This is a genomic window from Pseudomonas sp. MM213 (genome assembly GCF_020423045.1).
GTDB lineage: Bacteria > Pseudomonadota > Gammaproteobacteria > Pseudomonadales > Pseudomonadaceae > Aquipseudomonas > Aquipseudomonas migulae.
On the sequence record NZ_CP081943.1, the window covers coordinates 4,379,579 to 4,390,884 of the forward strand.

At 54.9% G+C, this 11,306-nt stretch carries 14 protein-coding genes; 7 read left to right on the plus strand and 7 right to left on the minus strand.

Translation table 11 applies throughout. The annotated features are described in order from the left end of the window. The first annotated feature begins 280 nt into the window (after positions 1 to 280). The 3 genes from nhaA to K5R88_RS20070 all read left to right on the plus strand — a co-directional run bounded on the left by nhaA (position 281) and on the right by K5R88_RS20070 (position 3,663). Positions 281 to 1,483 (plus strand): Na+/H+ antiporter NhaA, encoded by a 1,203-nt coding sequence (nhaA, locus tag K5R88_RS20060; RefSeq protein ID WP_055135311.1) that lies wholly within the window; start codon positions 281 to 283, stop codon positions 1,481 to 1,483. Positions 1,484 to 1,724: 241 nt separating this feature from the next. Further along, positions 1,725 to 2,894: a chromate efflux transporter gene (gene chrA, locus K5R88_RS20065; RefSeq protein ID WP_159936671.1), complete on the plus strand. Its 1,170-nt coding sequence runs from the start codon at positions 1,725 to 1,727 to the stop codon at positions 2,892 to 2,894. 223 nt (positions 2,895 to 3,117) lie between these two features. Next, positions 3,118 to 3,663 carry an arsinothricin resistance N-acetyltransferase ArsN1 family B gene (locus tag K5R88_RS20070; RefSeq protein WP_055135313.1) on the plus strand — a complete coding sequence of 182 codons (546 nt, stop codon included), beginning with the start codon at positions 3,118 to 3,120 and terminating at the stop codon, positions 3,661 to 3,663. 33 nt (positions 3,664 to 3,696) lie between these two features. Here the strand turns inward: K5R88_RS20070 and K5R88_RS20075 are convergent, their stop codons facing one another. The 7 genes from K5R88_RS20075 to K5R88_RS20105 are packed head-to-tail and all read right to left on the minus strand — an operon-like array spanning position 3,697 to position 8,582. Beyond that, on the minus strand, positions 3,697 to 4,770 hold the full coding sequence (locus tag K5R88_RS20075; RefSeq protein WP_177015393.1) for an ArsO family NAD(P)H-dependent flavin-containing monooxygenase: 1,074 nt from the start codon (positions 4,768 to 4,770) through the stop codon (positions 3,697 to 3,699). Between the two features lie 37 nt (positions 4,771 to 4,807). Then, positions 4,808 to 5,230: an arsenate reductase (glutaredoxin) gene (arsC, locus tag K5R88_RS20080; RefSeq protein WP_007247287.1), complete on the minus strand. Its 423-nt coding sequence runs from the start codon at positions 5,228 to 5,230 to the stop codon at positions 4,808 to 4,810. A 20-nt stretch (positions 5,231 to 5,250) separates the two neighbouring features. After that, positions 5,251 to 5,964 carry an arsenical resistance protein ArsH gene (arsH, locus tag K5R88_RS20085; RefSeq protein ID WP_038443860.1) on the minus strand — a complete coding sequence of 238 codons (714 nt, stop codon included), beginning with the start codon at positions 5,962 to 5,964 and terminating at the stop codon, positions 5,251 to 5,253. Between the two features lie 47 nt (positions 5,965 to 6,011). After that, the gene (locus K5R88_RS20090; RefSeq protein WP_177015392.1) at positions 6,012 to 6,482 is read right to left on the minus strand and encodes an arsenate reductase ArsC; all 471 of its coding nucleotides are present in this window, start codon (positions 6,480 to 6,482) and stop codon (positions 6,012 to 6,014) included. Positions 6,483 to 6,498: 16 nt separating this feature from the next. Further along, a complete protein-coding gene (locus K5R88_RS20095; protein ID WP_177015391.1) occupies positions 6,499 to 7,782 on the minus strand; it encodes an arsenic transporter in 1,284 nt (427 codons plus the stop codon). A gap of 24 nt (positions 7,783 to 7,806) precedes the next feature. Continuing rightward, complete coding sequence (locus K5R88_RS20100; RefSeq protein WP_175385216.1) at positions 7,807 to 8,163, minus strand: metalloregulator ArsR/SmtB family transcription factor; 357 nt, start codon at positions 8,161 to 8,163, stop codon at positions 7,807 to 7,809. Next, entirely contained in the window at positions 8,160 to 8,582 is a 423-nt protein-coding gene (locus K5R88_RS20105; RefSeq protein ID WP_177015390.1) for an arsenate reductase ArsC, read from the minus strand. Before K5R88_RS20105 ends, K5R88_RS20100 begins: the two co-directional genes overlap by 4 nt. Positions 8,583 to 8,723: 141 nt before the next feature. Here K5R88_RS20105 and arsN2 point away from each other — a divergent pair, with 141 nt between their 5' ends. The 4 genes from arsN2 to K5R88_RS20125 all read left to right on the plus strand — a co-directional run bounded on the left by arsN2 (position 8,724) and on the right by K5R88_RS20125 (position 11,280). After that, a complete protein-coding gene (arsN2, locus tag K5R88_RS20110) occupies positions 8,724 to 9,176 on the plus strand; it encodes an arsenic resistance N-acetyltransferase ArsN2 (protein WP_226298246.1) in 453 nt (150 codons plus the stop codon). 72 nt (positions 9,177 to 9,248) lie between these two features. Further along, the gene (locus tag K5R88_RS20115; RefSeq protein WP_177015388.1) at positions 9,249 to 9,617 is read left to right on the plus strand and encodes a hypothetical protein; all 369 of its coding nucleotides are present in this window, start codon (positions 9,249 to 9,251) and stop codon (positions 9,615 to 9,617) included. Positions 9,618 to 9,678: 61 nt separating this feature from the next. Beyond that, entirely contained in the window at positions 9,679 to 10,848 is a 1,170-nt protein-coding gene (locus K5R88_RS20120) for a DUF3800 domain-containing protein (RefSeq protein WP_177015387.1), read from the plus strand. Between the two features lie 75 nt (positions 10,849 to 10,923). Next, positions 10,924 to 11,280 (plus strand): hypothetical protein, encoded by a 357-nt coding sequence (locus K5R88_RS20125; protein ID WP_226298247.1) that lies wholly within the window; start codon positions 10,924 to 10,926, stop codon positions 11,278 to 11,280. The last annotated feature ends 26 nt before the right edge of the window (positions 11,281 to 11,306 follow it).

The following is an 11,306-nucleotide window of genomic DNA, read 5'->3' on the forward strand; positions in this document are numbered from 1 at the left end:
AGGATCGCGCTGAGGTGCGGGCATTTATGGTGGGTTTCAGTTGCTTCAATCATCAAATATCCGGGGAACCACACGCCTGTAAGGAATGATCAATGTTCGCTCGCCTATTGAGGATATGCGCTTGGAGCGTGCTCCTGAGTTTCGTGAGCGAGCCTCTGCCGGGGAACAGGCTGGAGGCTGATTAGGGCTTGGTGTAAATCGTTACAGGCTATGTGCCCTGCCGCGTTGGTAAACCTCGGATGTTAAAATAATCGCTTTGGATCAAAGCGTAAGGACACTGATGACTCACAGCAGAACTCCCGCAGAAACCCCTAGAGCAGCCGCGATCCTGGCTCGCTTCCTATCGTCGGAATCCGCTGGCGGTCTCGTACTGATGGGCGCAGCACTCGCGGCCTTAATTGTGGCTAACTCGCCTCTCTCGCAAGGTTATTTTGCCGCCTTGCACAGTGTCTGGCTGGGCATGTCTGTGGAGCATTGGGTCAATGATGGCCTGATGGCTATCTTCTTCCTGATGGTCGGCCTTGAGATCAAAAGGGAGGTTCTGGCAGGCGGGCTATCCACTTGGGGCCAGCGTGCCTTGCCGGGATTTGGTGCTATAGGCGGCATGGTGGTGCCTGCGCTGATCTACATCGCAATCAACTGGGGGAATTCTGAGACCTTGAAGGGGTGGGCTATCCCTGCCGCTACCGACATCGCGTTCGCCCTGGGCGTCTTGTCGCTCCTAGGTAAGCGAGTCCCTACGTCGCTGAAGGTCTTCCTCGCCGCCTTGGCGATCATTGACGACCTGGGTGCTGTAGTCATCATCGCCTTTTTCTACACCACCGGTCTTTCCATGCCGATGTTGCTGGCATCGCTCGTAACCCTGGTCATTCTGATCGCAATGAATCGATTGGGCGTCAGACGATTATTCCCTTATTTGCTGGTCGGCGGTGTGCTGTGGTTCTTCGTGCTGCAGTCGGGAGTGCATGCCACCCTTGCGGGTGTCGCTGTAGCTCTGTGCGTCCCAATGGGCAAGCCTGAAGAGGAAGCCCGGTCTCCACTGCTATTCCTGGAGGAAAAGCTGCACATGTGGGTTGCGTTCGCTGTGGTGCCGATTTTCGGCTTCGCCAATGCGGGCGTTTCACTGGCAGGTATTTCCATGGAGAACCTAGTCGATCCGGTTCCTCTGGGTGTTGCGCTGGGCTTGTTGGTGGGCAAGCAGATTGGCATCTTCCTATTGGCTGCTCTTGCCATTCGTATGGGCCTGGCCAAACTACCAGAAGGCAGCAATTGGGCACAGCTTTACGGCGTTGCGCTCCTGTGTGGCATCGGCTTCACCATGAGCCTGTTCATTGGCAACTTGGCGTTTGCTGGATCAGCTCACCTGATTGACGAGGTAAAAGTCGGCGTGTTGATCGGTTCGACCTTGGCTGCAATCGGTGGAGTCCTGATTTTGCGTCGCAGCGCTGCGCCTGCCGTTGCCACAGCCACTCTATCGAGGTGATTAGAAAATGAGCTGACAGCAGAATTTCTCTCCATCAGAATTTCTGCTGTAGGAGCACCGTCTAACGAAGTGCCATCATTTTGTCGTTAGGATCACGATACAGTGTGCGACGGCATATCGAAGCCGAGATATGCCGGTGAGGGAGGCCGTCGTATTTGGTGTTCTATAGCAGTCATGTGGGGAGTAACGAATCTTGTCAGCCGAGGGACGTTCAAAGGGTGTTACGACTGAGTCCCCATGGATGGTATTTCTGGTATTCCTGCGCCTAGGTCTCACTTCTTTCGGAGGCCCGATTGCACATCTAGCTTACTTTCGCGAAGAATTCGTTGCCCGACGCCAATGGCTGAGCGAGCGCAGTTATGGGGATTTGATTGCCCTGTGCCAATTCTTGCCGGGGCCCGCCAGTAGCCAGGTTGGCATAGGTATAGGACTTTCTCGTGCCGGATTTCCAGGAGCAGTCGCTGCGTGGGCAGGTTTCACATTGCCTTCGGCAATAATCTTGGTTTTATTCGCTCAGGGTATGTCCGCGTGGGGAGGCGCGTTTCCGAGCGGTCTTTTGCACGGTCTTAAAATTGTCGCGGTGGCTGTCGTTGCTCAAGCCGTCTGGGGAATGGGCCGTAGTCTTTGCACTGATGCCCCTCGAATAACCGTCGCCGTGTTTGCGGCTTATGCTGCAATGCTTTGGCCACATGCTTGGGGGCAGATCGGCGTGATTTTCTTCGGTGCCGTCATAGGACTAATGCTCTTCAAAACCGATCAAAGCCAGACTACTGAGTCTTTGCCGATACCGGTGAGCAGGAAAGTCGGTGTGGTGTCGTTGCTGCTGTTCTTCGGCCTGTTAGCTGGCCTGCCATTGCTGGTTCAGTTGTGGCCCTCACAAGCGTTAGCTGTGGTAAACGCCTTTTTCCGCGCCGGGTCATTAGTTTTCGGAGGTGGGCATGTTGTGCTGCCGTTGCTTCAGTCGGCGACCGTGCCGAACGGATGGGTAGCCAATGACACGTTTCTTGCCGGATATGGCTTAGCACAGGCCGTACCAGGCCCACTTTTTACCTTCGCAGCATTTCTTGGCGCGTCCATGAATGCCCAACCTTCTGGTTGGCTCGGGGCTACCGCGTGCGTCGTTGCAATTTTTGCTCCTTCGTTCTTGCTCGTAATCGGCGTGTTGCCATTTTGGGAGCAACTGCGGAAAAGCTTACGCACCCAAGCCGCACTTTCAGGCGTAAACGCAGCAGTTGTAGGCCTTCTCCTGGCAGCCTTGTATAACCCAGTCTGGACGAGCGCCATATTGATTCCTACAGATTTTGGCTTGGCGCTGATAGCGCTTGTGGCTTTGATGTTCTGGAAGGTTCCTACATGGTTGGTCGTCCTGGCGGGAGGTCTTATCGGATGGTTACTCAGCATTTTATTTTGAGGTCGGCTAAGCGATGCCGTCAGGACGGGTCGCTTAGCGCACGCTTACAGTGTTCTGCGTTGTTGATGCAGCCGATGAATTTGATGAGCCGAAGGTGCAGAACTGAGAACATGCATTGCGACCTGAATTTTAGATTTCACACAGCTCGTTTTTTTCAAATGGGCTAATGGCGAAACTGATCCGGGAAAGGTAATTTTCAAACTTTTATTCAGGGACGACTCACATGCCTGTCAGAATTCGAGCTGCAGTGGTTACAGATGCACAGGCAATCCAGCGCATTTATGCTCCCATAGTTTCGAACACGGCGATCTCATTCGAAGAGACCCCGCCAAGCGGTGAGGAGATTGCTCAGCGGATAGCGACGACACTTCAGACGTATCCCTACCTAGTGGCCGAAGAAGGTGGGGAGATCGAGGGCTACGCCTATGCCAGCCAGCACCGCGCACGTCCAGCCTACCGGTGGGCGGTGGACGTGACGGTGTACGTAGCTGAATCGGCTCGCCGTCAGGGCGTTGGCCGTGAGCTCTATGAGACTTTGCTTCCGATCCTTGAAAAACAGTGCTTTCGTGCAGCTTACGCCGGAATTGCTCAGCCCAATGAAGGCAGTGTGGGTCTGCACGAGTCGCTGGGATTCGTCCACATCGGTACATATCCGGAGGTTGGCTTCAAGCTTGGGAAATGGCACGACGTCGGCTACTGGCGGCTCGGACTGTGCCAGGCAACTCCGCCACTGGAGCCTATTCTCTTCCCCGATCTTGAAGTCGTATAAACAGTAGGCGCACTCGATTTGCTTCGCGAGCCATCAGGCTTCGCTTGTGAGATAGCTTTGGACTTGGTTGACTACATCTCGAGCGGAGCGGGTCACTCCGATCAATGTAGCGGAGGCTAGCCCCGTCCAATCGCCGTAGCCCACCAGCCACAGATTAGGTGAAGCAACACTCCGGTTTTCATTCACGGCGACTTTACCGTCATCGTCAACGATACCCAGGTTGCCCAGGTGGTCGAGCGCTGGAGAAAACCCAGTGCACCAGATGACGACATCCACCGCTGTTTCGTCTCCTGATGACCAAACAACGCCTGTTGAAGTGAAGTGCGTGAATGGCCGTACTGCGCTCAATACACCGCGTTCACGAGCGTCCTTCACCGATGGCACCATTACGATGTCGCCCAGCCCCCCAGCGGGTTGTTCAGGCTCCACACCTTCCTGTTGCGCCTTCAATCGAGCAGTAGCTCGTTCGAACAGGACGCGCCCATCAACCTCATCAGGTAGAAACTTTGGAGCCTTTTGAGTTACCCAGATTGCCTGAGCCACTTTAGAAACCTCGGCGTAAATCTGGGCTCCCGAGTTGCCACCACCCACGACAAGGACGGTTTTCCCCTCAAACTCATTCGGCCCAACGTAATGAGCGGAATGAAGCTGCTGCCGTACGAACAACTCCTGTCCGGCATAGCTAGGGGTAAATGGGCGGCTCCAGGTGCCTGTTGCACTGATAACCGCCTTGGCATCCCAGTTTCTATCCCCGGAGACAACCCGTAATCCTTCTTCGATTTTTTCGACACGGGTCACCCTGGTGGATCGGATGATGGGGAAGTCATATCGACGCTCGTACAGAGTCAGATAGTCGATAACATCATCACGGTGAGGCGTTTCTTCTGATACGGCAGGCATCGGCCAGCCCGCAATCGAGCTCCATGCCGATGGAGAGAAGAGTCGCAGCGAGTCCCAGCCATGCCGCCAGGCTCCTCCTGGTGCCGACTCCGCATCGAGCAGCACGTAAGACAAGCCTGACCGCTTCAAAAAATAGGCGACTGTCAGCGCTGATTGACCACCGCCAATGACCACAACATCAAGTTTCGAATTCTGACTCACCAGCATCCTCCAGGCTCAATCGCGGCACCTCACCGTTGTCGTATCAGACTCTGCGACCGTGCTCATCAATGACGACTTGTCCGTCTTCTTTGACGAAGCTGCCGCGCTGCTCCTGCGGTAGAAGGTCGAGGACTGCCTCTGACGGACGACACAAGCGTGTACCCAAGGGCGTCACGACGATGGGGCGATTGATGAGGATAGGGTGAGCCATCATGGCATCGATGAGCTGTTCGTTCGTCAGCGATGCATCGCCCAATCCCAGCTCTTCGTACGGAGTGCCTTTGATACGCAAAAGAGCCCGCACTCCGATACCCATATCCTCTATGAGTCTGACAAGTGTGGTGCGATCAGGCGGGTTCTTCAGGTACTCGATAACCGTCGGTTCTTCCCCGCTGTTACGGATCAACTCCAAGGTGTTGCGAGAGGTGCCGCATTCGGGGTTGTGGTAGATCGTGATCTGGCTCATATCGCTTCCTCGTACTGACGTTAGATGGAGCGCTGGTTGACGCGTTTGGAAAGCTCTTCGGCGGACTCTTTACGCTCGGAGTACCGATCAACCAAATAATCCTGGCGATCCCGCAACAGCAGGGTGAACTTCATCAGCTCTTCCATCACGTCCACGAGACGGTCGTAGTACGAGGACGGCTTCATACGACCTGCCTCGTCGAACTCGGTAAATGCCTTGGCAACCGAAGATTGGTTTGGGATGGTGAACATCCGCATCCATCGGCCCAGTACGCGCAGCTGATTAACCACGTTGAAAGATTGCGAGCCACCGCAGACCTGCATCACTGCAAGGGTCTTTCCTTGCGTAGGTCGTACAGCACCTATCGCCAGCGGAACCCAGTCAATTTGGGCTTTGAATACTGCACTCATGGAGCCGTGACGCTCAGGGGAGCACCACACCTGCCCCTCAGACCATTGCATCAGCTCGCGCAGCTCAGCGACCTTGGGATGTGTATCGGCAGCGTCATCCGGAAGCGGCAGACCCGATGGGTCAAAGATCTTGGTTTCAGCGCCAAACTCATTCAGCAGGCGTGCCGCCTCTTGCGTGACTAACCGGCTGAATGAGCGCTCTCGCGTTGATCCATACAGCAGAAGAATGCGAGGTTTATGGAGCGAAGGCGTGCGAGGCGACAGTTGCTCCAGCGACGGAATGTCGATCAGGTCGGCGTGTACGTTCGGCAATGTGTCTTGCATAAAAACTCCTACGGCGGCGCCAGGTTGGACACCCCCTCGGTTGATCTTTAAAGCGAACCGATGCGATCCAGTTCAGCTTTCAACTGTTCAGCGCTGATGATCTTCAGTGGCAGCGCAAGAAATGCGCTCACGCGCTCGTGAATTTTGGCCAGTGTGGCTTCAAACGCTGCGGTGATCTCGGCTTCCGACCCGCTAGCCTCAGACGGGTCGGCCAGCCCCCAATGCGCTTTCAAAGCGGGCCCGAAGAAGATTGGGCATGCCTCACCCGCAGCCCGGTCACAGACAGTGATCACGATGTCTGGAGGCGAGCCTTCAAAAGCATCCGAAGCCTTGCTGCTCAAGCCCGCCGTGGAGATACTCGCCGCCTCCAGCGTTTGCAATGCCCGTTGATTCACCCGGCCACTGGGAAAGCTTCCTGAGCTGACGGCTTCTACACCCTCGGGCGCCAAGTGGTTGAAAAGCGCCTCGGACAGAATGCTGCGGCAGCTGTTGTGGGTGCACATGAACAAGACTTTCATCAGAAGATTCCTTGATTCAGAAACTGAGGCGCAGTGCCAGGGCGGACAATGTGGCGACGAGGATGGGCACGGTCAGCACGATCCCGGTCTTGAAGTAATAACCCCAACTGATCGTTATGTTTTTCCGGGCGAGCACGTGCAGCCACAACAGAGTTGCCAAGCTCCCAATTGGGGTGATCTTCGGGCCCAAATCGCAGCCGATGATGTTGGCGTAAACCATCGCTTGCTGGACTACACCATCGACTTCAGCGGCATGAATGGATAAGGCGCCTACCAGAACGGTGGGCATGTTGTTCATGATCGAAGACAGCAACGCTGTTAGCAGCCCTGTACCAAGGGACGCGCCCCAAACGCCATAACCGGCGAACACGTTCAGGAACTGCGCGATGTGGTCGGTCAGGCCGGCGTTCTTCAGGCCATAAACAACCAGGTACATACCCAAAGAAAAAATCACCACCTGCCATGGCGCCTCTTTGAGCACCTTGCCTGTGTTGATGGCGTGGCCACGAGCCGCGATGACGTAAAGAATGAATGCACAGACCGCTGCAATGGCGCTGATTGGCACCCCTAATGGCTCAATGACAAAGAAGCCGATCAGCAGTAGTGCCAGCACCCACCAACCGGCTACAAAAGTGGCCCGGTCGTGGATCGCCTCGTCCGGATTGTCCAGTTGGTTGAGGTCATAGGTCTTTGGTAGATCTTTGCGGAAAAACCACAGCAGCATGGCTAATGTCGCCGCCACGCTGACGATGTTTACCGGCACCATGATCGAAGCATATTCGTTGAAGCCGATATCGAAGTAGTCGGCAGAAACGATGTTTACCAGGTTGGAAACCACCAGCGGTAAGCTCGCCGTATCAGCGATAAAACCGGCTGCCATGACGAATGCCAACGTAGCCGCAGGAGAAAAACGCAACGCCAGCAACATCGCGATCACAATGGGTGTGAGGATCAATGCTGCTCCGTCATTGGCGAACAGGGCCGACACCGCTGCGCCCAACAGGACGATAAATGCGAACAGCTTGCGCGTGCTCCCGCCTCCCCATCGGGCCACATGCAGCGCAGCCCACTTGAAAAAACCTGCCTCATCAAGCAGCAGACTAATGATGATGACCGCGATGAAAGTCCCAGTGGCATTCCAGACAATGCGCCAAACCTCTGGTATGTCGGCAAGGGTAACGACACCTGCCAGCAACGCCACGATGGCACCGAACATCGCACTCCAGCCAACCCCAAGCCCCTTGGGTTGCCAGATGACAAGGACGATGGTGGCGATAAAGATCAATACGGCAATCAGCATTTCATTAATCCGGTTAGGCGTGACTCAGCTACACACGGTTTGGTTGATCGGACGGTCGTTCATGCCGCAGAGGCGCTTAGCCTCGGTTTCCAGCCATTGCTGATTGGCGTCTACCACTTCCTTCAAAACTGCAGTCACCCACGCGGGTAAATCAGGATTCAGGCGGTAATACACCCACTGGCCTTGGCGACGATCCAAAAGCAAACCGGCAGAGCGCAGCAGGGCCAGATGACGAGAAATCTTAGGCTGACTCAGGTCGAGTGCTGCCGTTAGCTCGCATACACACAGCTCACCTTCACTCACGACAAGCAGCGAAATTTTTGCTCGGGTGTCATCCGCCAGGCACTTGAATAAGGTGGTGGGGTTCATGGGTTCTGTCATAGATCCTCCAGGTGTTTGGTCTTGACCAAAACGAAGAGCTTGATGCGCTCGTGGATGTCGTGGAGCGTATGGCGAAATGCGCCAGGATCATCGCTAGTTACTGGGTCAGGAAAATCCCAGGCAATGACTTCACCTGCACTGGGCATTGGTAGGCACTCGCTTGCGGATTTATCACAAAGAGTGATTACGTAATCGAATCGATCAGCTTGAAACTCGCTGAGGGACTTGCTGCGCAGGCCCGTTGCATCGACTCCAACTGCCTCCAATGCCTGAGTGGTGCGCGGATCAACCTCAGACGGTTCAGATCCTGCACTGAAGGCCTCGAAGCGCGGGTCGGTGTGCCGCAGCAAAGCCTCTGCAAGCAGGGAGCGGGCTGAGTTGGCAACGCACACGAAAAGCACTTTGATAGCAGGGCTCATGGTGGAACTCGATGCATACGGAAAATCGAATATACGCTTTGGCGAATATCCGGTAAAGCGAATATGATGGCTGCTGTTTCGGCATGTGCCCTAACGTTCCATGCGTGTCGGCATAACGGAGATGAGAGGATGGAGGTGGATATGATGATCCAGGCAACGGAAATAGCCGGAGGGCAGTCGCAGCGCTTTCGCGATGCGCTGAAATTTGCTGACCTTCCAGCAGACGATATTGATCTTCCAGGCCGAACCTTTTTTGAGTTCACACAGGATAGTGAGACGGTCGCATGGGGAGGTTTCGAAACGCATGGTACGGACGGGTTGCTGCGTTCCCTGGTCGTAGTCTCGACATACAGATCGAAAGGGGTCGGTGTCACGGTGCTTAAGATCATTGAAGCGAAAGCCGCCGAGCAGGGAATCGCTCGATTTCATTTGCTGACAACAACTGCTTCAGGCTTTTTTGAACAACAGGGCTATGCAGTAAATCAACGAGATTCTGCGCCGCCTCTGATTTCTCAGACGGAGCAGTTCAGGGGGCTTTGCCCTGGATCGGCTTGCTACATGTGCAAGGCCTTATCTGCGAATGCACGAAAGTAGCTGATCACCTTGATGATGGCTTTTAGCCTCGATGCCAGCTAGATTTGGAGCTTTCTACGATCAAGGAAGGATATGAAAAAGCTCATCGCAGTAATGGGGATCTGTGTCGCACTAGGCGGTTGCGCTACGTCCCACTACACCGCAGGACGAGACTTTCCGTCAGCCAGTGTAGCGAGCATCACCAAAGGCAAAACCACCACTTCAGAACTGAAGTCGCTATTTGGCGAGCCCTACGCCAAGAGCGCCGTCAGCGAGACTGACGAGAAGTGGATCTACACCTACACCAACGGCTCAGCCCATGCTCAAAGCTACGTGGTCACTATGAAGGTGACGACTACGGGCACTCAGAAAACGCTCGACGTCTTGATCCGAAATGACGTGGTCATCAACTACACGTTCAGCGAAGGCCCCGCTCCAGGCAGTACCACTGCGACGAACTAAGTTCGCCACCTTGCCATTGGGCGCCCCACCGCGCTCAGTACGTTGTTGATGGAGCAAGCTCATGGACAGAACATATGCCTTCGTGGATGAGTCCGGGAATTCCGACCTAGATACGTCGAAAGCTGGAAGCTCGGACTTCTTCATCGTGTGCTCCATTCTAGTGGCAGAGAAAGACCTGGAGGCTGCTTATGCCCAAGCTGAAGCGCTCCGCAAGCGGCATTTTCAAACAGGCGAGATCAAATCTAGCAATCTGAAGCCCAAGGATTCAGATCGCCGCGCCCGGATCCTAAACGAGCTAGCCGAGCTGCCATTCAAGCTCTATTTCACCGTCGTTGATAAGTCCCGAATTCACAAAGACGGCGGCCTCCGTATCAAGACCTCGTTCATAAAATACGTGAACGGGTTGCTCTATGAACGCTTGTTCCGCGCATACCCTGACCTCCAGATGATCGTTGACGAGCATGGTGGCCAGGAATTTCAGGAGAGCCTCAAAAGCTACGTTGCAGAACGATTCGTGGACGACCTATTTGGCGATAAGGATGCCTTCCAGACGATGGCCAGTAAGGACAACGTTTTGGTTCAGGTTGCAGATTTCTTCGCTGGCTCAGTCGCTCAGATCTACGAAGAGAAAGCTTCGGAAGAAGCTGTTCTTGCCTACAAGAAAATCCTCCGCAGCCTGACTCTTGGAATGCTTGAGTGGCCATCCAAGTACCAGTCTCTTCTGCCGCCGCCGACGGATGAATCTGGGTATGCAGACTACCAGGTACACCAAGAAGCTCTCCGCCAGGCCGACCGCTTTAGCGAGCGCGTTGGTAAGCACCCCGATGAAGATGAGCGACTGCAGCTAAGCATCTTGAGGTTCTTGAGATTCCAGAGCGAATTCGTCACCAAGGATTACGTGCTGACTACGGAGATCATGGCCCATCTAAAAGATAGCGGACTGGGAGAGGTCAACGGCCAGAGAGTCCGCTCCAGTGGCATTGCCAAACTCCGCGATGCGGACGTCATCATCACAAGTGCGGCGAAGGGTTACAAAATCCCCCAGACACGTGCGGACATCAACGACTTCCTAGAGCGGGCATCCGGCATCGTCGTCCCTCTTCTCGACCGCGTTAAAAAAGCGCGCGATGTGTATCGGCTGAGCAGTCGAGGAGAATATGACATCGTCACTGCCAACCTTGCTGAGCTAGCCAAGCTGCTCGCTGCGCTCGAGGCTTTTGCAGATGACTGAACTCAGTCATGGCAACGAACCTCAGCAGGCTGCACTGATCCAGGATGAAATCCTAGAGATCTGAAAGAAGCCAAGGTGCTCGCGCGTAGATTCTATCGCCTGACCGGCAAGCCGCTGGGCGTGACAGGCGAGGTCGCAGAGTACGAAGCTGCTACTAGACTCGGCATGTTACTACATCCTGCAAGGCAGGCAGGTTACGACGCTACAGAGACGCTGGAAGATGGCATCGCGAGAATCCAGATCAAGGGCCGCTGTATCCTGAACCCGCTAAAGATTACGGGCCGTATGGGCGCAATTGATCTCACCACGGCAGACGATCTCTTTGCCGATGCTGAAAGGCAGGGAATGGCCCCGACCAGAACCATGAGGTTCGACTTGATTCTGACCCCTGCTCAATTAAGCCAGTCTAGACACGCCGAAGCTTCGACATGATGACTATGGCCCGCGCATCACTATCT